Annotated in this window: 16 protein-coding genes and 1 other RNA gene; 12 read left to right on the forward strand and 5 right to left on the reverse strand. The window is 51.5% G+C overall.

Features of this window, described 5'->3' with window-relative positions:
- Positions 1–198 precede the first annotated feature (198 nt).
- Positions 199–846, forward strand: coding sequence for a DUF1614 domain-containing protein (locus BP727_RS07880; RefSeq protein ID WP_286858193.1), 648 nt, complete (start codon positions 199–201; stop codon positions 844–846).
- Between the two features lie 214 nt (positions 847–1,060).
- On the opposite strand, the gene BP727_RS07885 is transcribed toward BP727_RS07880, so the two are convergent.
- From BP727_RS07885 to rnpB, 3 genes are all read right to left on the reverse strand, one after another.
- Positions 1,061–1,444 carry a protease inhibitor I42 family protein gene (locus BP727_RS07885; RefSeq protein ID WP_286858194.1) on the reverse strand — a complete coding sequence of 128 codons (384 nt, stop codon included), beginning with the start codon at positions 1,442–1,444 and terminating at the stop codon, positions 1,061–1,063.
- A gap of 78 nt (positions 1,445–1,522) precedes the next feature.
- Complete coding sequence (locus BP727_RS07890; RefSeq protein ID WP_286858196.1) at positions 1,523–1,852, reverse strand: P-II family nitrogen regulator; 330 nt, start codon at positions 1,850–1,852, stop codon at positions 1,523–1,525.
- Positions 1,853–2,007: 155 nt separating this feature from the next.
- An RNA gene (gene rnpB / locus BP727_RS07895) (RNase P RNA component) lies at positions 2,008–2,310 on the reverse strand.
- A 208-nt stretch (positions 2,311–2,518) separates the two neighbouring features.
- Here rnpB and BP727_RS07900 point away from each other — a divergent pair.
- The 6 genes from BP727_RS07900 (at position 2,519) to aglJ (ending at position 9,926) form a co-directional block, all read left to right on the forward strand.
- Complete coding sequence (locus BP727_RS07900; protein WP_286858198.1) at positions 2,519–4,795, forward strand: CHAT domain-containing protein; 2,277 nt, start codon at positions 2,519–2,521, stop codon at positions 4,793–4,795.
- Positions 4,792–6,435 (forward strand): hypothetical protein, encoded by a 1,644-nt coding sequence (locus BP727_RS07905; RefSeq protein ID WP_286858201.1) that lies wholly within the window; start codon positions 4,792–4,794, stop codon positions 6,433–6,435. The genes BP727_RS07900 and BP727_RS07905 overlap by 4 nt, the downstream gene beginning before the upstream one ends.
- 49 nt (positions 6,436–6,484) lie before the next feature.
- Positions 6,485–7,255, forward strand: a complete 771-nt coding sequence (locus BP727_RS07910) for a 23S rRNA (uridine(2552)-2'-O)-methyltransferase (protein ID WP_286858203.1) — start codon at positions 6,485–6,487, stop codon at positions 7,253–7,255.
- Positions 7,256–7,292: 37 nt separating this feature from the next.
- Positions 7,293–7,574 carry a DNA-binding protein Alba gene (albA, locus tag BP727_RS07915; protein WP_013718597.1) on the forward strand — a complete coding sequence of 94 codons (282 nt, stop codon included), beginning with the start codon at positions 7,293–7,295 and terminating at the stop codon, positions 7,572–7,574.
- Positions 7,575–7,669: 95 nt separating this feature from the next.
- On the forward strand, positions 7,670–8,989 hold the full coding sequence (locus tag BP727_RS07920; protein ID WP_286858255.1) for a phosphoglucomutase: 1,320 nt from the start codon (positions 7,670–7,672) through the stop codon (positions 8,987–8,989).
- A 25-nt stretch (positions 8,990–9,014) separates the two neighbouring features.
- Positions 9,015–9,926 (forward strand): S-layer glycoprotein N-glycosyltransferase AglJ, encoded by a 912-nt coding sequence (aglJ, locus tag BP727_RS07925; protein ID WP_286858206.1) that lies wholly within the window; start codon positions 9,015–9,017, stop codon positions 9,924–9,926.
- A gap of 21 nt (positions 9,927–9,947) precedes the next feature.
- Here aglJ and BP727_RS07930 read toward each other — a convergent pair whose 3' ends face one another.
- Together BP727_RS07930 and BP727_RS07935 are read right to left on the reverse strand one after the other, a co-directional pair.
- Positions 9,948–14,288 carry a C25 family cysteine peptidase gene (locus tag BP727_RS07930; protein WP_286858208.1) on the reverse strand — a complete coding sequence of 1,447 codons (4,341 nt, stop codon included), beginning with the start codon at positions 14,286–14,288 and terminating at the stop codon, positions 9,948–9,950.
- A complete protein-coding gene (locus BP727_RS07935; RefSeq protein ID WP_157863652.1) occupies positions 14,285–15,865 on the reverse strand; it encodes a hypothetical protein in 1,581 nt (526 codons plus the stop codon). The genes BP727_RS07930 and BP727_RS07935 overlap by 4 nt, the downstream gene beginning before the upstream one ends.
- A gap of 172 nt (positions 15,866–16,037) precedes the next feature.
- On the opposite strand from BP727_RS07935, the gene BP727_RS07940 reads away from it, so the two are divergent.
- The 5 genes from BP727_RS07940 to BP727_RS07960 all read left to right on the forward strand — a co-directional run bounded on the left by BP727_RS07940 (position 16,038) and on the right by BP727_RS07960 (position 21,615).
- Entirely contained in the window at positions 16,038–16,511 is a 474-nt protein-coding gene (locus tag BP727_RS07940; protein ID WP_286858210.1) for a DUF2240 family protein, read from the forward strand.
- Between the two features lie 33 nt (positions 16,512–16,544).
- Positions 16,545–16,853: a hypothetical protein gene (locus tag BP727_RS07945; RefSeq protein ID WP_013718591.1), complete on the forward strand. Its 309-nt coding sequence runs from the start codon at positions 16,545–16,547 to the stop codon at positions 16,851–16,853.
- Between the two features lie 114 nt (positions 16,854–16,967).
- The gene (locus tag BP727_RS07950) at positions 16,968–18,332 is read left to right on the forward strand and encodes a B12-binding domain-containing radical SAM protein (RefSeq protein ID WP_052297604.1); all 1,365 of its coding nucleotides are present in this window, start codon (positions 16,968–16,970) and stop codon (positions 18,330–18,332) included.
- 37 nt (positions 18,333–18,369) lie between these two features.
- Complete coding sequence (locus BP727_RS07955) at positions 18,370–19,830, forward strand: B12-binding domain-containing radical SAM protein (protein WP_286858212.1); 1,461 nt, start codon at positions 18,370–18,372, stop codon at positions 19,828–19,830.
- Between the two features lie 144 nt (positions 19,831–19,974).
- Positions 19,975–21,615: a type I restriction-modification system subunit M gene (locus BP727_RS07960; RefSeq protein ID WP_286858214.1), complete on the forward strand. Its 1,641-nt coding sequence runs from the start codon at positions 19,975–19,977 to the stop codon at positions 21,613–21,615.

The following is a 21,615-nucleotide window of genomic DNA, read 5'->3' on the forward strand; positions in this document are numbered from 1 at the left end:
AGGAAGTCATCGCTGATCAGGTAAAACATTCCACATGCCAGAAAACTCTATTTACCTTCAAGCAGATATCAATCCGGAGCGAATATCCTGTTTGAGATCTTAATACTGCCCATCACAGTCATCATCCTGCTTCTGATCCTAGCCCTGCCCCTGATATTCATCTTCCTCTTTTTGCATCTATCCCGGTCCGCCTTCGAGATGGTCGGCTTCAGCCACTGGACTGCCACCCTGGCAGTCTTCGGCTGCATTCTGGGAAGCCTGGTGGACATCCCACTCATGGAGTCCCCAATCTCCGCTTACCCTGGATGGTACATGACGGCGATGAGCCAATACCCGGCAGCATTTCCCACCACCTTTCATCCCCTCTATCTAGCGGTGAACGTCGGAGGTTGCATCATACCTCTGGTCGTCTCCGCACATCTCATCCTCCGGGGCCGGGCATCGTTTTTCAAATCCGTCCTCGGCGTGGCGGTGGTGGCCGCCGTCACCTACTATGTCGCAGAGGCCATTCCCGGCGAGGGAATAGTCCTGCCCTTCTGGCTCTCCCCTCTTCTGGCAGCGGTAATGGGCCTGGCCCTGGCCAGAGGATATCGCCGCTCCCCTCCTCTGGCTTATATCAGCGGCACCATAGGAACATTGATTGGAGCGGACATCCTCAGCCTGCTCACCCCAGGGATCCTGCCTGCCCTATCCCCCCTGCAGCTTCTCCGCGCTCAGCCGGTTGTGCTGTCCATAGGCGGAGCAGGGGTCTTCGATGGCATCTTTCTCACCGGAATCATCGCCGTCCTCTTAGCAGCTGGCATCGTCTGCCTCTTTCGAGGCTCATGCGAGGAAGCAAACGATTGATCAGAGCAAGCTAAAAAAGGCTACTCGCTATTTGGTATGGGCAGACTTGAATCGGAAATTCTCTGTGTCTTTTTTTGCCTCAGTGGAAAGCTGCTATGCTCTGACCCAACCACAGAGACACAGAGGCCATATTCTATGCCTGACCTCACCCACATAATTCAGCGAAGAGCCAAAAAGATCAATAGATCCGGATGGCACCGGATCCGCCTGCGTTTTATTCTGCTATATTCACCGGATAGATGAGCCTCTCAGCGATGGTGCCGTTTTCCCAAGGCTGAAGGAGAAGAAGATAAACCTCCGTCTCTCCAGGGATCACTGCCCGGTAGGTGAAGATCTCGTTCTCCGGCACTCCGACCATCTCCAAACTGACATTGTCCTGGGTTGATCTCGCTCCCACCAGGGTCAGGAATTGGGGATCGAATTCAGTCCACCACTCAAATCCAGTTGAGGGATTAGAGGGGATGGTGATGTTAAACTCCTCACCCACCGTGGCATTGATCACCGGCTCACATGGAGCATTGTCACATACGCTGCTGCCAAGAGCCATGGCGATCATGGAAATGGCTAGGGCCAGGGCAGAGATTGCATATCGTTTCATATATCCGACTCCTCCAGATTGTAGCTACTTTTAGCCTTCTTTGTATTCTTCTTTCTATTTAAGAGGATATCTTGAGATCTACATACCCACCTTGCCGGTTCTTATGGTATAAGCCTCTTCGACTGGTACCACAAAAATCCTGCCGTCGCCTATGGCTCCTGTTCTGGCCGAATCCTCGATGATCTTGACGGCTTCAGATATCCTTCCCGCTTCCAGCACGAGCATGAGCACCGTCTTTGGCATATCATAGCTCTCCCCGGCAACCACAATCCCCTTCTGCTTTCCCCGGCCGTAGACATCAAAGCGGGTCATGGCAGAGAATCCTTCTGTCTTGAGGGCACTGACAACCACATCCACTCTCTCCGGCCTGATCACCGCCCAGATCATCTTCATCAAATGAGAATCCATGCTGCTATACTCCTGATACCCGATATTCACATGGTGAGCATCCTGCTTCACTATGAAATAACTGCTAATGAATGGATATATGGACCTATTTGAGAAAAGTTGGCAGGATTTCAGAGGAGCGCAGAAGAATTGAGAAATCATAGGATATGATATACGAGTGAGGAGAGTAAGCCCCCTTCTGTTCTATGACGGCATTCAGCTTAGCGCCATACCCGAGCTTGGCTGGACGTCCATGTTAGCAGCTCTATTTTGGCTTGCACCCACAGGGTTTCGCCGTTTCATCCGCATTCAGCGCGACCTCAGCCTTTCGGCATCATAGCTTTAACGCTGCGCGGTATCGTTTCTGTGCCAGAGCCGGAGCTCTCGCCCCACATCCTTTGGGATGTCTGTGTGTCCAGTGGTGGAGGGACTTTCCACACCGGCCGGAGTTGGCCAGCGGCAGCCGTCCTTCCTCTCTCGCATATGGTGAATCTGTGAAATAATATATAAAGCTTAGCCCAACACAAGCAAAATGACGGCAGCGCACCATCGCATTGGGAATTAGATTATTACATAATGGAAATTAAATCGGAATATGCTTATGAAAGAATTTATTTTAAAGATATCAGACGGCATTCTTTCCGGATCCCAACGGAAAGCATGGATGCAAACATCTAAATCTAAATAATGTTCATTCATGGTAATAAGAGTCTGTTTGCCACTCAATCCTTTTCTCTGAGGAAAAGGTTGATTCAAGAGGGGTTAGATTCTATGGATCCATCCAAAAATGCCGATACAATTGAGGGCAAGACTGTTGAGGATTGGCTAGAACAGGGGATCAAATTCCTGAACCTCTCCCAGCTAAATGAAGCGCTGCAAGCCTTCAATATGGCGCTTCAATTAGATCCTCAAAATTCCCAGGTTTGGGCTAACAAAGCAATAGTACTCTGTTTGCTCGGAAAGCTCGATGAGCATATAAATGCATTAAACAAAGTCTCCCAAGAGGATGCCGCTTATGTAATTTCGGAGATTAGACGAACAGGAAGATGGTTTTTGAGCCCCATTTATAGCAAAGAGACGAAGCTTGGGTCTCAAGAATATGATGTGTGGAGGAAGAAAGGAGATGCTATATTTAATAAATATGATGAACCTAAGGAGGCACATGAGCTGCATTGGCCGTCCGAATTTCAATCAATAGCCAAAAAGAAACTAGCAAATTCGAAAACCCGATACTTGAATGCTTTTTTTGCTGACAAAGATGGATCTATAACAATCACTCCGAATAGGCCGCTTGTCTATGGCCAAAAATACATGCTGTGCGTTGAGATCTGCCCTGAACGTAGAGGTCTGGGCGAAGATGATCAGCCTTTTCCTGATAATATATTATCCTCTGAGGTCTGGAAAGATCGCAGTTCACTGCCTTTGTTGGTCTGCGCCTCTTCCCGCGATTTCGAGATTGAACCAAGAAAGAAAGGTCTAGATCTGCCTCGCGAAGGGGCCACATCCACCCTGAAGTTCTCAGTCAGATCAATAATTTCTCAAGGTTACGGCTCGATAATGGTGGAAATATTTCTTCGAGGCTATCTTTTGCAATCCAAACGGGTAGAGGCGCTGATCATTTCCACTCCTGCGTCTGAAGCAACTGCGTCGTTTCGACCGTATCAGAATGCTAAAACCACCTTTCTCGCCTCAGAGCAAATGGTGTTTCAAGATCTATCTCTGCTGCCTGAGCGATTATTAACCATCAATGTAGAGTGCAATCCACATGATGGCAGCGTTGATTTTCGATTCCTGGACCGCACAGGCGGGGAGCGAAATATAGCCTTTTTCGACACCCGTCTGCAGCCAATGTCTTTTGATCAAGCCATATCTGCTATCCGTCATCAGCTTAAACTAATGGTGACTGGCAAAGAGTCGTGCAAAGGATATAGATGGGGCATACAGGGAGATATGAGCCTTCTTAATGCTTGGCTCCCTCAACTGGCAAATGTAGGACATAGCTTCTATCGCGCTCTATTGCCAGAAGGCAAGCCATCTTGGAATGAAGATCAGGGCAAAGGTATGAGGGAAGCTCTTAAGCCCGGAACGACGATCCAAGTAAATCCGGTATTGGGAATGCAAACCATTCCCTGGGCAATGCTCTATGAGCGGGAGGTCAAATATGTTCCCGAGACCAAGGTATGCGATCAGTTTAGGAATTGCAGTCCAGAATGTACTGACTGCCCCTATACAAAGGATCCACTTCTGATCTGCCCTTATTCCTTCTGGGGATACCGCTATGCAATCGAACAGCTTCCCTGCTGGGTCAACGAGAGCATGCCTAATCCCCCCGCATTGATCATGAAGATAAAGAATAATCTACCAATTTACATCAATTTAAATGTGTGGAGGGATTTCGCTTTATGGAAGGAACACATCTCTAATCTTGAGGCTTTAGGTCAGGTTAAGCTTCATGTAGCTGAAGTTCGGCATGAAATGGAGAAAATATGGAAAAGTAAGGGCTCTGCGCTTGATTTGGTCTACTTCTACTGTCACGGAGGAGAGGATGAAGTTCACGGGCCCTATTTGGAGATCAGCGATTGCAGGATCGATAGCAACTTCCTTGAGGCATCTCATTTGGACTGGCAACATAATCCATTGGTATTCCTTAACGGCTGCGCCACCGGTGATTACGGACCTAAGAGCTACATAAGCTTGATTGACGACTTCCGCAAAGGCGGAGCATGTGGCGTTGTGGGCACGGAATGTCCGGTGACAGAGAATTTTGCCAGGGCCTATGCTGATGCCCTATTTCCCAAATTCTTTTGTGGCCAGCCTCTTGGCCAGGCTATGCTGAACGTTCGCCTTGAGTTATTAAAAGAAAAATTGAATCCATTAGGCCTTGTCTACACTCTGTATGCTTACAATAACATCTCTTTGGCCACACCTGTGGCCCAATATGCAGGATTTGGTGGTGCCACATGAAAAATTGGATAATTGTCTTTGCCCTAACTAATCTTCTGTTTCCGATTCCAGCCTTAGCAGAATCAGGAACCATAGACGTGGACGTTGGCGACATGCCGGTGAGTATTTCAGGATGGATTGAAGAAGAAAATGCCTTCACCGGCAATATTCGACTGACAGCCAATGGAAGTGATATAAACGAATTTTTATTTATTGCCTCGGATCTGAAGCCGGAAGAGGGCGACAGGATCATAGGCCGACAGAACGTGGCCATCCTGGGAGACCTCAACCTGAAGAAAGGAGTGCCGAAGAACTTCCATATTACAATATCCAATGTCAAAGACCCTGGCATCTACCGAGGATGGATAGAGCTCTTGCTTCCAGATAATAAGAAGTCCCAGTTCCTCAACCTAACTCTGATGGCTAAGTCACGGCCTAAACTCACACTTCTGCCAGGCATTGATAAGATTAGTCTAAAACTTGTTAATTCTGATGATATTTTAGCAAAGTTGGTGCTACCTGCCGCTGCTTTCACGGACAGATGGGAGATACAGATTGATAATCCCACAATGGTCGATGTTAATGTTACCAGCAGCAGCATAGCATTAACTGGTGAGAAAACAGGCTACCAACTCACTAAAAAATCCCTCTCCCTTCCCTATGATGAAAAAATCCTCCCGGCAAACAAGATAAGCGTGCTGAATCTGACTCTAAATCGGATGGAGATACCGGCAGATAGTTACAGCGGAAATATCTATCTAATCATGAAGGGGAGTACTGATAGGCTAACTATACCAATCGCCATCAATACGCGCATAGGACCATGGCGAGCAGTTCTTGCTCTTTTTTTTGGCATTATCTTAGGGTGGCTCTTCAGATACGCCCAGAAGAAGGAACCTCAATCAAAGGCCCTAAAATATGTCTATCGGTTGGAGTCTGATATTCGGAAGACAGATCCAGGAGACCAGCAGATATTGCTGCCAATGATAGAAAAAGTCCGGGGTGAGGTATACAAAGAGAAGCTGGAGACAGTCCAAGCCGAACTGAAGGCCATCGAAGCTCGGATGCAGACCCTTAAAGAGCTTCGAGAAATAGAGAAAAATTTGAAAACGTTGGGGAATAATGACTATGTTGGTCAAATAGATTCAATACGACACAAAATCAAAATGAAGAAGGATGAAGATGCGAAGAATGATCTCGAAGGATTATTGAAGGCGCTAAGAGGGACACTGGATATGGGCCAAGAGGGTCCCAAAGAGAATCTCAAAGTTGTCTCATCTGCGAACGAAGCTGCCCAAGCTTCTAAGCGTGCTAAAGAAGCTGCTGAAGGAGCCGATGAATTAAAGAAACAAGGCGGACAAGATGCCATACAACAATTACAGCAAAAATTGAAGAATTCTATAATTAAAATTGCCAACAACTCTGATCAGTTCCAGGCAGAAACAGCCTTGTGGATTCTGCCGCCTCTCCTCTATTTAATCCTGCTTCTGCTCTCTTTGGCGATGGGATTTCGCTCTGAATATATAGAGAAAGGACTGACCTTTGGAACTAATCCTTTTGGGGATTATATGTCGCTCATTTTATGGGGCATAACCACAGACATAGCCGTAAGCGGCATCAATGGTCTAATAGGCAAAAAGGAGGGATCAACACCAGGATAAGATGGAAGTCTCGCAATCCTCTTAACCATGGTCGTCCATTGGAGATATAATGGCCCGAGACCAGAAGGATCACTACTACCGCAAGGCAAAAGAGGAAGGCTACAGGGCCCGATCGGCCTACAAGCTCCTGCAGATAAATGAAAAGTTCCATGTCATAAAAAAAGGCGACTCCGTGGTCGACCTGGGAGCGGCGCCAGGCGGCTGGCTGCAAGTTGCCCAGAAGCTCTCCGGAGGAAAGATCGTGGGAGTGGACCTGGCGGGCATCGCCCCCATCCCCGGAGTGGTCACCTTCCGGGCGGATATCACTGCCCTGAGCACAGTGGACCTGGTAAAAGATGCCCTTGGTGGGGATGCAGATGTGGTGATATGCGACGCCGCCCCCAATCTCTCAGGGGCCTGGGACAGGGACCATGCCATCTCCATAGACCTGGCCCGTTCCGCTCTTGAGATGGCCAAAAAGCTCCTCCGGCCGCGGGGCAACTTCGTGGTCAAAGTGTTTCAGGGAGATATGTTCATAGATTTTCTCAATGATGTGAGACGGGAGTTTGCCGTTGTTCATGCCCACTCGCCTGCGGCCTCAAGAAAGGAGAGCGCAGAGACCTATGTAGTGGGAAAGAAGCTCCTTTCTGCCCCGGTCCGCAAAGGGGACATGCTCAATGTTCGGATAGAATCTGTGGGCAAATCTGGAGACGGCGTTGCCATGGTGGAAGGCTTCGCGATTATTGTTCGAGGATCGAAGCTGAAAGAAGAGCTTCAAGTTAAGGTGGATGCCGTTTTGACCAACTTCGCCTTTGCCGAAATCGTAGAGAGAAAGAGTTAATAACCTGCCCAAGAAAAGTGAACGGAGGGGCTAGACCATGGAAGACGATGCAGTGATTTTCATTGGAGACAAACCAGTCATGAACTACGTCCTGGCAGTTATGACCCAGTTTAACAAGCCTATTGCCAGTGTGATATTGAAAGCAAGAGGGCGTGCCATCTCCCGCGCTGTGGATACGGCAGAGATAACAAGAAACAGGTTCATGCCCAATCTCACAGTCAAGAACATAATCATCGGCACGGAATCCATTCCCAACGAGGAAGGAAAGATGGTGAACGTCTCTTCGATGGAGATAATCCTCACAAAACAGGAATCATGAGATCGTATCGATTTTTTATCCGGCGATCCTCTCCTATCTTTTCTCCAGCTTCTTTTTCCTGGCAGAAAATAATTTAAATGCCCGAGACACAACGGATGCATGTGACAGTATTCAGAGCTTATGATGTCAGAGGTGTCTACGGCACCGATCTCACAGAGCAGTTGGTGAAGAGAGTTGGTGAATCCTTTGGATCTTATGCTGAAGGTGGTTCAGTCTCCCTGGGAAGAGATACCCGAATCAGTGGCCCAAGCCTCCAGCAGGCTTTTCTGGATGGAGTCCTGAGCACAGGCTGCCAGGTTAACAGCTTTGGCATCATCCCCATTGCCATAATCAGCTTTATTACCTGGAAAGAGGAGCTCAAGGCCGCAGCCTACATATCCGCCTCTCACAATCCGCCGGAGTACAACGGCGTGCGATTCAGAACCCGTGACGGTTATGGCCTGCTCTATCAGGAGTCCTCCATAATGAAGTACTACCGGGAGGGGGGCTTTCTGGCTGGCCAGGGGGTCAAGACCGATCGCGATCCAGGGGAGGCGATCGAGAGATACAGGGAGTATGTGCAAGAGAAGCTGAACCTCAAGCGTCCCCTCAAGCTGGTTTTAGACATGGGAAATGGTGCAGCCTGCACAATGGCCTCCTTCTACCAGCAGCTGGGTTTTAATCCTTTGATTTTGAACGGAACCACGGACGGCCTGTTTCCCGGCCGAGGTCCCGCTCCCAATGAGGAATCTTTGCGCCCCGCCTGCCAGATGCTAAAGAAAAAAGAGGCAGATTTCGGCGTGGGATTTGATCCGGATGCTGACAGGGGAATAGTCATCGATGACAAAGGAACTGTCCTGCCCCCGGAGAAGGTGGCGATCATCATCACCCGGGCAAGGTACAAGCCCGGTGACCTGGTCATATCCGGATTCGACTGTTCAATGATCCTGGAGCGAGAGCTGGAAAAGGATGGCATAAAGGTTCTGCGAGAGAGGGTGGGCGATGTCTTCGTGGCCAACCGGGTGAAAAACTCAAAAGCGGTTCTGGGCGTAGAACGAAGCGGCCACTTCTTCCTGCCCGAGTTCCAGTATTCTGATGATCCCTTCGCCATGAGCCTCGCCCTGGCTGAGATCGTGTCCAGTGGAGAGAAGCTCTCAGATCTGGCAGGCATGATCCCTGATTATCCCTATAAACAGATGAGCGTCCACCTCAATGAAGACCCGGCAGCGGTTATGCTCCGCCTGGCCGATTCACTGGCTTTCTTTGAGCCGGACACAACAGATGGCTTGAAGATCACCACCGAAAGCTACAGCGTTCTCATCCGGCCGAGCAACACCGAGCCCATCATCCGGCTGTATATCGAGACCACCAAAGGGGATATGAAAGAGCTGGAGGAGCAATACAAAAAGATCATCCACCAGGCGATGAAAGCCTGAAAATTTCGCCAGAGCTGATTTAAGCGTGAGCCATAAAGACATCTGCATTCTCATACCGACCCTCAACGAAGAGAAATCCATCCAGCCCGTCATCCGCGAATTCCAGGAGCTGGGCTATGATAACATCCTGGTCGTGGACGGCCATAGCACCGACAAGACCGTAGAGAAAGCCAGAGCGTCCGGTGCAAAAATATTCATTCAGTCGGGATCGGGCAAAGGCCAGGCTCTAAAGGAGGTCTTCGGCCATATAAAGGAGAGGTACATCCTCTTAATCGACGGGGACGGCACCTACCTTCCTCGCGATGCTGCCAGGATCATGGAGCCCATCTTAGAGGGACAGGCAGATCACGTGGTGGGAAACAGGCTGGAGAACATTCAGGGAGGAGCCATCAAAAGGCTGAATATGTTCGGCAATAAGATGATCAACCGCTTCTTTGCGGCAATCTACCGAGTCCAGCTACACGATATCCTGTCCGGCTACAGGGCCTTCACCACTGAAGGAATAAGGATGCTCGATCTATCCATGCCCGGCTTTGAGATCGAGTCGGAGATGACCATAGAGAGCGTAAAGAAAGGCCTGAGGATAATCGAGGTTCCCATCACCTACCAGCCCCGGTCTGCAGGCACCAAGACAAAGCTGCATCCGTTCCGGGACGGTCTGAAGATCATCCTCACCATCTTCCGCATGGCTAAGACGGAGAACCCCATGTTCTACTTCGGCCTGATGGGCTCATTCGTAGGATTGTTCGGCTTTCTGGTAGGGATCTATGTGGCCAGAGACTGGTTATTGTGGAGAATAGAGCATATTCCCTTAACCATACTGACGGCGATTCTGATCATAGTCGGCATCCAATTGTTCATGATCGGCATGCAGGGAGATATGATGGCCTCCATGCACCGGGAGATGATGAGAGAGCTGTATAGAAAAAAGAGATGAGGCGTTCCGCTAAATGCTCTTTTAGCGGAACTCGAGCTTGGCCTCGCTCTTCGCCTCGAAGAGATATGCCCTTCCCGGCTCCAGAGTCTCATTCTCTCCTAGATTGGTCCAGTCCCCGCCCTCATGCTTCCAGACGAATGCTGAGACCAGGCCCTTTTCTACTGCCTCCGGGTACCTGTACCTCTTATGCTCGGCATTGATGGTGATGTTAGCCAGATCAACGGTCTGATTCACCGGCAGTCCGATCATATTCCAGCCCACATGCAGATCCAGTCGGTAGGGGAGGTCGACCGGCTTTCCCGGTATCTCCATTGTGAAGTTCCCGGTGCTGTCTATGAGATATCCCTCACCTGCTTTGAATTGAGTCACATTGAGCTTGCCTGCCTCTTTCATGCCGAAATTCCATCCATCTTCGGCAATGGTGAATATGCTCCTGTAGGGTTTGTTCTTCAGGTATCTCTCCGCAGATGCATCCCGCGGGTTCAGATAGATGGACACAGCATTCCAGCCGGCAGTGACATTGATCCTTTGAACCTGACCGGGTATCAGCTCGTACTCGACAATAAAGCTCCTCTTCTCCCCAAGCTTCGGCCTGATGATGGGCCACATCACCCTCTTCTCCAAGCCCCGGGAATATTCATCATGCCAGAGGGATAACCCCTCCTCCTTTACCACGATCTTCTCTGCGTCCTTGGGCAAGAGCACCTCACCTATGATGGCGGGAGTGGCATCGAGGTTTAGAAGTCCGCTGGAGCTCTTCGACTCAATCCAGTATACCCAATCGGTAGCGCTCTCGTTAAGCGGAATTACTGCCACATTTAAAATCGTCTGATTCAGATCGGTTTCGTTCTCCGCCGAGAGAACGGTGGCATAAGGAAGAGAAGGAGATTTTGGCAAAGCGGGCTTGAAGCTCGGATCGCCCAGGATTACGTTCATGTAAGAGGTCTGGTTGAGCATCTCATGAACGGAGATATCCCAGGCAGGCAGGACCTCATCGTAATCTGAGTTCGGCTTTAGGCTTTCAGTGCCTCTGGACTTCAGCCGAAAGAGGTTGTCCGCATCCAGCTGGGCCTGACCCACTGTGGAATTCCTGAAGATCAGGGACTGATAGAAGCTCTTGTAGTAGTCGTCTGAGAGGAAGATATAGGATAAGGCTGAGCCTCCAATGTAGTTTACCGCTCCCGCCCTTATGAATGCCAGAGCGATGGAATCCTCCAGGTTTCCGGGGACATACATCCTCGTGCCGGTCACATTCAGATAGTATCCCTTCAGGTTGGTGGTAACACAGGCAGAAGCAGTGGTTGTCTGAGGAGGCAAACTCAGCTCTTTTACCTGCGACCCGGTAAGAGCTGAATCCGTCATTGACCAGGCAGACAGCCCCCATGAATCCTCGCTTCCGTGATGATCGAAATGAGCGATATTCTGGCCGTTGTTCAATTGCGATATCGTCTGCTGATAAGTAGCCTCTTCATGACGCAGATCCTTGACCATGAGACCTGCCTCCTCCAGATACTCCTTTATGCGTATTCCCACAGGAGCCTGAGGAAATGAGAGAGCAGGAGAGGATACAACCAGCCCATTATTCTTCCAGCTTCCATTTAGCCGATCATAAGCCATTGTGCGGGCCATGAGCTGGGAGGCATCGTAAACCGATAGCCCCATGATCCTTCCCACAGCCACCGTGCTGTAGTTGTTCAAATCCGGCTTGATCTGATAGTCTCTGTAGACCTCATATTCCATAACCTCCGAAAGCTTCTGGATGAGCCCGGTGGATATGAAAGGAATAGAGCCGGGATCGCCCACCACCATGAGATACTCCGGATCCAGGTTAAGCTCCGCTACCTTTTGATTTAGCGTCTCCTCCACCACCAGGGGATCGATCTTTTGGGGATCACAGGCCACGTCAATCAGGATGGCTTTATGAGATGATGCCGCCCCCGCTGCCACCATAGAGAGCCTGGGGACCTTGGTATGGCTGAATGCTGTGATATTCAAGACCTTGACATTGGAGCGAACCTCTATGGTGTAGTTTTCAGTCCGGGCCTCATCCGTCTCGATATTGAAGAGCCAGTTGCCTGGAGTTTGAAGGGAGACTCTCACATCATAGAGCCCATCCCTGGTTATGTTTGTCAGCTTCAGGCGGCCAGATCTCTCGTCCGGGCTGTAAAGGTTTAAAGCGAGATAACTGCTGTTCCGCTCAATGTTCCAGGAGATATTGGTGCTGCCTGAGTAGATCCATTTGGGATAGGTTAGATTGATTATAGGCGGATCGTCCACATTTCTGAGAGTATGGTTGTAAGAGAAGCCTTCATAGGCGGCAGTAGCTCCAGTGTCCAGGCGCTGCGACCAGCCGGCATCCATGGGATATAGCAGCTCTACCTCAACATTCAGGCTGGCGGACTCTCCAGGCTCGAGCCGGCCGAAATCCCAGCGGATCAGAGATCCATTAAGAAAAGCGGAGGTCTCTGTAACCGGCTTTCTGCTGTAGGGGTCGGTCACATTGACCTCCCCGTATGCGGTGCCCGCCAGCCTTATGAGCCGCCCCATGGGAAAGATATCTCGTAGCTGCACCCCCCTGAGCACCTCATCTCCACTATTGGTGAGGGTAAAATTGAGCCTGACCACCTCTCCATCTTCCTCTGCAGGAACCTGGTCAGGGGATAGCTCCGTTCTCACCAGCAGATCTCCAACCAACGAACGCTCAACCGCCTTGCTCGACGCCGGCGGCAGGAGGGATAGATCATGGGAGTTGGTCAAGACAACCATTGATGGACTCTCGTTCCTTCTTTCCATCTCCTCGACCAGCAGATCACCGCTGCCCTCGATAAGGGTGATATTCATCTGGCTCAGGTTTTGTCTCACCCTCTCCCCTGTCGGACCTGCCAAGATCACATCCTTTGCCCCCAGCCGGACGAGAGCCGATCGGGTCTCCTCCGGCAGCGCCTCATTCACAAACAGCAGCGGCCAGTTCAGATAGGATGCAATAGTGGCCGCCTGGAGAGCAGCAGTATAATTCTCACCCACAATTACTGCTCCTGGAGAGCTCGCCCAGCGGCGACTTATCTGCTCACTCAGATCAAAGCTGTTGTTGACCCTTATGTTCGAGTCGCTCCTCCAGGAGATATTTCCCACCGCAAGAACCTCTCCATTAAGCTGCCGCAGCAGCCAACTGGCCGCCGAGGAGGGAGGCTCAAGCTCAGACCAGAGGGGTGTATGGACCACATCATACTCGAAGACGACTCCCGAGGCACCAGATCCCACCAGATCCTCGATATAGCTTACAGCTCCCTTCACATTCTGGGTGGAGAGGACATAGCCCACATAATCATCGTTAAGGCGAACATAAACGGGATTCGTGCTCTCTCTGCTGGCCAGCTTGACATCCTGGGGAGAAACAGGAGATATAAAGGCAAAGTCTGCCACCCCAGTCATCCGGGCAAAGTTGTATCCCTTGCTTCGGTCAAATGGGCTGTCCAGTGCCACTCCGAGCAGCACAGGGCCTAGGTCAGATGTGATGTTCCGGGCATCCATAACGATATCCATGAGCTGGTCCTGCTTCCATTCAGCCCACTTCTCCCGGTTGTAGCTATTGGCATTGACCTTGCTGATATCTATTCCCGTGTCCTGATAGAACTTCTCTTTGCATACATCGCAGTAGCAGTGATTCTCATCCTGGAATCCGAACCGATATAGGACGACTCCATCGACATGATAGTCATCGATCAGCATCTCAATTTGGTTATAAAGACGGTCTTTTACCTCTGGGTTCACCGGGCAGTAATAGCTGCTGTTTCCCCCGATCTCTGGATTTGGCTCCTGCAGCATAGAGCGATCGATGGTGGACCGATCCGGCTCTGTTGTGGCGAGGCCAACCTCAGCCATCATTGCCATCTCTTTGCTGTCCAGACCTTCCAGCGCCTCCGATGAAGCCTGGGATTCAGGAATCTCTAAAGTGACGGCAACATAAGCTTCGATTCCGTCCTTTTGAGCCGCCTTCACCAGCGCACCGACCTTCTCGCCGGAACCATGTATGGTTATAGCGCTGACGTTTGCTCCTTTGAGGGTATCCAGGATTGCCGAAGCACCGTATCGCTCCAGATCGCTCTCCTCAATCCAGCCATTTCTCTCTCCAGCATGCACCTCTTTGGGGAGGATTAGCATAGGCTTGATGACGGTCTCGTTCTCCTGAGAATAGATGGCGAGGGGAGTAGCAGCAACAGATGCATGCCAGTCGTCTGCTCCCACCAGGATGATATCCTCGACCTCGCCTTTCACTCCTCTCGCCAGTGGTTTATCGTCTGCGGCGGAGAGCAGAGTGGCGGACAGTATTGCCACGAATAATAATAAATAAAGACGTCTCAAGCGCTCACCTCCTCTAATAAGACACCCGCTTCGCTAAGTGCCTCTGTATAATCCTCTCCCACTCTGCCCACGACCATCGCCCGAGAGAGGGTTGTATTGCGTCTGGTCATATCCTCAATAGCTTCTATGGAGGCACCAGTGACGTTGCCTCTGCACACCACCATCGGTAATCCCTCGTTCATCGCTATCTTATAGGCTCTGAATATGTCTGCCTCCCTGGGGGTGGTCAAGACAACCTCGGATGTGCCATTATCCCACATCAGTTTCGTGAACAGCCAGCACTCTTCAAAGAGGCTATCGCTTTGAATGCGCTTGAGTTCAATATCTTTCAGTTTCTCCTCAACACCAGAGGGGATCACAGAATCATTGCCCAGGATCACGATTTCCAGATAGCTCTGCAGCTTCTGCAGGTAATCATCGGAGATCTCATCCGCAGGAACCATAAATATGGATGGGCTCCTATTGCCAAATAAGGCCAGGGTACCAATAGTGCCATAGATGATGTCATCTCCGGTGAGCACCGCCAATCCCTCTGGAGGCGCAGCCACAATAGTGACGGTCTCCTCAGGCATGGGAATGCCGTGGGAATCCAATAGCTGGAAGGTAAGCGGATACTCGCCCCCTTTTGATGCCAGGAAGGTGAAGTTGGCCAACCCAGGCACCTCTGGTGTGACCGTTACCATTTGTGACTGGGGGATGACTATAAGCTCATCCGGAGATTGCATCGAGACCCATATGTCCTCTTTGACGTCCAGAATTACCTTGAATTTGCCCTCATAGCTCTTATTGGTGGCGATCTTCTCCGGGACCAGGATATCGGTATCGTAGCCTCTGACCACCATTCCGAACTCGACCTCTGCCTGGATTGAGGAGTTCATGGACCGGTTGCCCAGGGATGTGGCAGTGATGGTGACATTCTCCCGAGATCCGGGCTTGTCTGTCTGTATCTGCAGTTTGATCTCATGAGTTGCCCCGGGATTCAGGGGCAGGTCATAGGGCATGCTCATGGGCTCGTCATCGTCCATCAGCACGACGCTCCAGCCCTCGGGCACAGCTCCCGCGTCAATCGAGGCGATATCTCTGAATGAGCCCAGATTCTTGACTGCCAGATTGAACTGGGCAATATCTTTAGCGCTTGCCCGGAGATAGGCTGATTTGGCATCATCCACGGTCATAGCAATGCCGTAGCTCTCCTGCACAACGACATTAATATGAAAGTCTATTCGCACCGGAATGGAGGGAGGAGCGCTCTCCATCAAGTATACGAATCCGGTGTAGACTCCAGGCTTGGTCTCCGGGGGTATACCGATATAGATCTTGATCTCCGCCTCCTCTCCAGGAGAAAGAGGCTTATCCTCTGGGACGTCGATGAAGATAAAATCCCTGGCATTTCCGATCATTTCGGTTTTAGCGATATTGAAGATGGTTGAGTCCCCATTATTCATCACCTTAAGAATCCTCTCATCTCCATCCCCTGGATGAAGAACGATGTCAAATCTTTCCTTGTCTGGTGCCAGCTGGGCGGCGCCGGCGCCGATCAGCAGGAACAGTATTATAATCGGGTATATCAGCCTCATCTTGCCCCACTTGTCATATACTGGATCTTTACACAGTGAAATATCACATCTGCTCGCTTTAAATCCTTTGCCCAGAGGATTGCGGGAATTCATTCACCCTCTAATTTGATTGGTCTTTCTGGACAGACTGGTTTATATCTGTTATGTGCGAGAACAGATCTGGTGTGTTTCTTTGGACCGTGAGAAAGAAATCCTCGTGGCCACGCCCTTTAAGAAGCGGGGCAAGAAAAGCCTGAAGATCAGCGATTTCATATTTGCCCTCTCTTTAGACCTGAAATGGGGATCTCCAGAGAAGGTGCGCGCTCTACTCAGAGAAGCGGAAGCTGAGGGGATGGTGAAGATGGATGGAGAGATAGTGTCAGCGGCGTTTGATATCGATGCGGTGGATGTACCCCTGGGATTTAAACCCTCGACGGAAGAGGCCATACTTGACCAGGGAATTAGGCTGATCACCTCCCAGACGGGCATGAGCAGAAAGGAGGTCATAGCCCTCGCTAATGATAAGCAGGATTCGCTGAAAAAGCTGGTGGAGATGGATGCAGTGGTACTCCTGCTAGCGAGAGAGATGGGGCTAGATGTTCATGATCTGGCAGCAAAGGCCTATGAGAATCTCCTTGCCCGCGCCCGGGTAGTTCAGCCGAGCTGAAGAGAGGCGGAATCGGAAAAAAGGAAGGACGATATGGCGAGAATAGCGCTCTACGAGCTGTTGGGAATTACCAAGGAGCGGGCCGATGAAATCGCCAGGAAGGTGAGAGACTCCTTTGCGCAATCGGATACTCCCGAGGAATGGATTGGAAGGCTGATAGAGGAGTCTGGAGTGGACAGGAGTAATGCGGATATCTTTGCCTGCGGGTGGTTTGCCGGAAAGTACGCCGGAGTTTCAGAGGTCTTCAATGTGGTGCAAAATGAGATGGACAGCATGGAGAAGGATAAAGCAGAAAAGCGAGAACTGGAGAGCCGACATCCTGGACAGAATGGATATGCTTAGGCTGCCAGTATCATTTTATTCTGAGCGGCAAAATTCTGTTGGAATTTATATGGAATTAACAAGTGCAATCAGTAATCGTAACCTTAATCTTCCATGGGAGCGATCTTGGGAGTTATGACTCATCGAGTCCTCTTTACAACCGCTTACCGAAATAGCTCTGAGCCATACGACTACATCGGGGCCAACACCCGGTCATGGTTCAGATTTTACTGGCCGCGCATTCAATCCTTCGGCCTGAGATTCCTGAAGCAGAACATTCCGGAGATTGAGATACTGGAGTTCCCCACCTGGGATGAATATGAAAAGAAGCTCCAAGAGGGCTGGGATGTTGTTGGCCTCTCCTTTTACCTTAGCGAGACCCACGAAGCAGTAGAGATGGCAGAGGCGGCACGCAGTGCGGGCGCAGGAGAGGTCTGGGCAGGAAACTATGGAGCCCTAACCACCGCCGTGCAGGACAGGTTCGACAAGGTCTTTGTGGGATATGCAGAGCATCAACTGGCGCCCTATTTCGGCAGGCAGATAAAGGATGTCATCCATCCGCCGCTTATCGAGTATCTGAATACGCCCTTCAATATCAAGGTGAACATCTATGGGGTCCTTTTCACTACCCGGGGCTGCCCAGTGGGATGCAAGTTCTGCCAGACTCCGGTTTTCTGCAATAAACCCAATATAATCTCCCTGGAGAGCATCGAGAGGGTTCTTGCCTACTACAAAAAAATGGGAATAAATGTGGTGATAATCGAGGATGAGAACTTCGGTTGCAACCGCCGCCATGCGGATGAGGTTGTGAAGCTCCTGGACAAGTATGGGATGGTCTGGGGGTGCATGGCCCGGGCTGATTATCTGAGAAAGAAGATCGATGATTGGGCTGACGCCCGGATGAAGAACGGCAAACAGGTATCCGGCTTTGCCGGGGCGGCTATCGGCATTGAGAACCTGCATCAAGAGCGTCTGGACGAAATCAAGAAGAAGGAAGGCACCGAGGATATTCTGGAGACGCTGAGAATGCTGCAGGCTCGAGGCCTGGGGACGATTGGCTACTATATGATCGGATTTGAGGAGGATACAAAAGAGTCGCTAAAGGTGGACATAAAGAAGCTGGCTGCCCTCAAGCTGGACATAACTCAGATATGCGTCATTACTCCTTTGCCCCAGACCCCATTGTGGAGAGAGATCGAGGAGAAGTATGGCATATTCGACCAGGACTATCATCATTATGATGGAAAGCATCTGGTCTGGAACCACCCCCATATAAAACCGGATGAGATGCAGGAGATATTAGACCGGTCGCTCCGCCAGGTCCATTCCTGGTATGTGCCCCTGCGCATCTCTGGAAGGGTGTGGTACAATGCTTATCGCTATGGAGGATGGGATGGGATAAAAGAGGTTGCCGGTTACATCTCCCGGGCAAACAAGTTCGACTGGAATCAGGGGCCCAGGTTCCTCCCCTTGCCGGGAAATAAAGGATCATCCGCATGAATATGAACGCAAAAACCTGAATAAACGAAGGCTCTGGATGAAGATACTCCTCCTATCCTCCCCTGTGGTTCAGCTGGACTTCGACCGCATAGCCCGCCTGCCCAATCTGGGGCTGGCCAGCCTGGCGGCGCATGTGGATGACCTGTGCACAGTTCATGTGGCAGACATTCACGGACTGAAAGACCATCGAGAATATGTGAAAAAACAGGTTCAAGATTACGATCTCGTCGGCCTGACCGCTATGAGCTTCCAGTATCAAGAGGCACTAGCTCTGGCCAGGATCGCCAAGGATTCAGGCGCTCAGACGGTCTTTGGCGGCTATCATCCCACTCTCGCGGCAGAGGAGATCGGCCAGAGCGATGACAGCCAGCTCATCGACTATATCGTGCGGGGTGAAGGCGAGGCCACCTTCCGGGAGCTCACTGAGTCCCTGCTGGCTGGAAAAGAGCTGAAGGGGGTCCTGGGCCTCTCCTACCATGATCCGGGCAGCAATAGAATGGTTCACAATCCGGCCAGGCCTCTCTTGGATGTATCGGATATCAGGATGCCCAACAGAGACGCCCGGCTCATCACCCGCGGCTTTCTGACCTTTGATGTGCCCATCGATTCAGTGGAGACCAGCCGGGGATGCACTCAGGGCTGCAAGTTCTGTTCCATCAATCTCATGTACGGCCGCCACTTCCGTACCTTCCCCATCGAGAGAGTAGTCGAGGATATCCGGGATGCGGAGGAGCATGGTGCCGGCTCGATTTTTTTCCCAGATGACAACATCACATTGAACCCCAAGAGGCTGGAGAGGCTCTGCCAGGCGATAATCGATGCCGGGCTCACTCACCTCCGTTACAAGACCCAGGCCTCCGCTTCCGGCATTGCCTCGAGCAAGAGGCTTGTCGACAAGATGGGCGAGGCGGGTTTTGACGGCGTCTTTTTGGGGGTGGAGAGCATCAATAAGAGGAACCTGGAGTTCTTGGGCAAGGGCAAGATGTCAAATGATGCCGAGATCGCGGTGCAGTACCTGCATGACAACAACATCATCGTCTCCACTGGCCTCATCGGCGGGAACCCGGATGACGATGAGGAGGACCTGTGGGAGAACTTCCATCTGGCCCGCAGGCTGAAGGTGGACTTTCCCATCTTCTATATCTCCACTCCCTATCCGAAGACCCAGATGAGAGCGGAGCTGGAGGAGATGGGCCTTGTGACCAGGAACGACTTCAACAAGTACGATGGCATGCATGCCAACCTGAAGACGAAGCACCTCTCAGACGAAGAGGTGCAGTACATCACCTGGGAGATGAATGCCCGCTACTATGACCTGGACTGGATCAGGTATAATAAAGTCAAGAAGATCTACCCCAAGTGGTTTGCGGGAGAGATCAAGAGGCTGGTTCCCTTTTATGCTAAAAGAAAGCTGGACCTGGCCACTGGGAGGAAGACGCCCCGTGATTTCTTCCAGGAGGATTTAGAGAGCGGGGAGCTGTGCAAAGGAGTGGTCTAGGATATCGGCATCTGGCTATTTCGAGCCGGATTTCCCACCGCTACGATCCTCTTTCAGCTTGTTTTCAATTTTGATCGAATGCCACCAAATAATTAAAGACCTATCCGCATAAGTCTCTCTTGGATTTGAGGGGATGGCAGGAAAGTGGCGAGGAGAAAAAGGAACAACAATACCATTGGACTGAATTCAACAGGGCAGGTGGCCCCCGCCCTGGCGGAGGACGCCCATCTGGATATTTCAATGCTCGAGACCTGGCTGTGGGATGCGGCCTGCGCTATCCGCGGGGCAACGGACGCGCCCAAGTTCAAGGACTTCATCCTGCCTTTGGTCTTCTTCAAGCGCCTCTCCGACGTCTTCGAGGATGAGTTTGCCGCTCACGTCCGGGAATACGGGGACGAAGAGCTAGCCAGGACTATTGTTGAAGAGGACCTGGCCCACTCTCTGAAGACGGGGAGCACTCCCATAATCAGATTCTACGTTCCCGGGGACTATAACTGGAGGGCCATTCGCAATCACGGTGCAGATGGCCGGCTGGGGGAGTTCGTGACGGAATCCCTGCGGGAGGTTGCCAGGCTTAATCCCGACCTGCAGGGCGTCCTGGATATCAAGGACTACAATGAGCGCCAGTCAGGGCAGCGCACTTTAGACGACGACCGGCTGGGGGCACTAATCGAGGTCTTGAGCCGGCATAGGCTTGGGCTGGAGAATGCAGAGCCCGATATCTTAGGAAGGGCATATGAGTATCTGCTGCGCAAGTTCGCCGAGGGGCAGGGGCAGTCTGCGGGGGAGTTTTACACCCCGAAAGAGGTAGGGGACCTCATTGCCGAGCTGATCGATCCCGTGCCCTACAGCACCATTTACGATCCGGCCTGCGGCTCGGGTGGCCTCTTGATCAAGGCCCGGCTGCTGTACGAGCGTCGTCATCCGGATGAGAGGTCACGGGCGCCAAGGCTGTGGGGCCAGGAGCTGAATCCGGTCACCTTCGCCATGGCCAAGATGAACATGTTCCTGCATGACTACACCGATTCGAGCTTTGCCATTGGCGACACCTTCAGAAAGCCGGGATTCGGCCCGGAGGGCTCGCTCATGCAGTTCGATTACGTGGTCGCCAATCCGATGTGGAACCAGGACAACTATGATGATGCATTTTACGAGAACGACTCCTTCAACCGCTTCTGCTCAGGCACGCCGCCCCGCTCCTCGGCGGACTGGGGATGGGTGCAGCACATGTTCGCCTCCCTGAAAGAGGGCGGGAGGACGGCTGTAGTCCTGGACACGGGTGCCGTCTCCCGTGGTTCGGGGTCTAGGTCCTCGAACCGGGAGAAGGCCATCCGGCAGGCTTTTGTCGAAGCGGACGCCATCGAGGGGGTGGTGCTCCTGCCTGAGAACCTGTTCTACAACACCACCGCACCCGGAATCATATTGCTTTTGAGAAAGGGCAAGCCAGAGGAGCGAGCCGGGCAGATTTTGCTGGTCAATGCCTCCAACTACTTTGTGAAGGAGAAGCCCAAGAACGCTCTCACCCCGGAGGGAATTGCAGCGGTGGCGGAGGTCTACCAGAAATGGGAGACGCGAGAGAAGCTCAGCCGGGTGATCACCCTGGACGAGGTGAGGGAGGCGGACTACAACCTCAGCCCGTCGCAGTTTGTGGAGATAAACGAGCGGGAGAAGCATCGGCCCATTGCGGAGATTCTGGCGGATTTGGAAGAGGCAAGGGCGGAGAGGGAGAGGGCGGATGGGGAGCTGGCGGAAATTCTTAATACGCTCAAGCTTGAGGCGTATTAA

Origin of the sequence: Methanosaeta sp. UBA356 (assembly GCF_002496465.1) — an archaeon.
GTDB lineage: Archaea > Halobacteriota > Methanosarcinia > Methanotrichales > Methanotrichaceae > Methanothrix > Methanothrix soehngenii.

What these genes read in the sequence shown, in the direction of transcription:
- BP727_RS07880 (WP_286858193.1), top strand. Translation starts at nt 199, where the DNA reads ATGGTCGGCTTCAGCCACTGGACTGCCACCCTGGCAGTCTTCGGCTGC.
- BP727_RS07885 (WP_286858194.1), bottom strand. Translation starts at nt 1,444, where the DNA reads ATGAAACGATATGCAATCTCTGCCCTGGCCCTAGCCATTTCCATGATC.
- BP727_RS07890 (WP_286858196.1), bottom strand. Translation starts at nt 1,852, where the DNA reads ATGGATTCTCATTTGATGAAGATGATCTGGGCGGTGATCAGGCCGGAG.
- BP727_RS07900 (WP_286858198.1), top strand. Translation starts at nt 2,519, where the DNA reads ATGTTCATTCATGGTAATAAGAGTCTGTTTGCCACTCAATCCTTTTCT.
- BP727_RS07905 (WP_286858201.1), top strand. Translation starts at nt 4,792, where the DNA reads ATGAAAAATTGGATAATTGTCTTTGCCCTAACTAATCTTCTGTTTCCG.
- BP727_RS07910 (WP_286858203.1), top strand. Translation starts at nt 6,485, where the DNA reads ATGGCCCGAGACCAGAAGGATCACTACTACCGCAAGGCAAAAGAGGAA.
- albA (WP_013718597.1), top strand. Translation starts at nt 7,293, where the DNA reads ATGGAAGACGATGCAGTGATTTTCATTGGAGACAAACCAGTCATGAAC.
- BP727_RS07920 (WP_286858255.1), top strand. Translation starts at nt 7,670, where the DNA reads ATGCATGTGACAGTATTCAGAGCTTATGATGTCAGAGGTGTCTACGGC.
- BP727_RS07935 (WP_157863652.1), bottom strand. Translation starts at nt 15,865, where the DNA reads ATGAGGCTGATATACCCGATTATAATACTGTTCCTGCTGATCGGCGCC.
- BP727_RS07945 (WP_013718591.1), top strand. Translation starts at nt 16,545, where the DNA reads ATGGCGAGAATAGCGCTCTACGAGCTGTTGGGAATTACCAAGGAGCGG.
- BP727_RS07950 (WP_052297604.1), top strand. Translation starts at nt 16,968, where the DNA reads ATGACTCATCGAGTCCTCTTTACAACCGCTTACCGAAATAGCTCTGAG.
- BP727_RS07955 (WP_286858212.1), top strand. Translation starts at nt 18,370, where the DNA reads ATGAAGATACTCCTCCTATCCTCCCCTGTGGTTCAGCTGGACTTCGAC.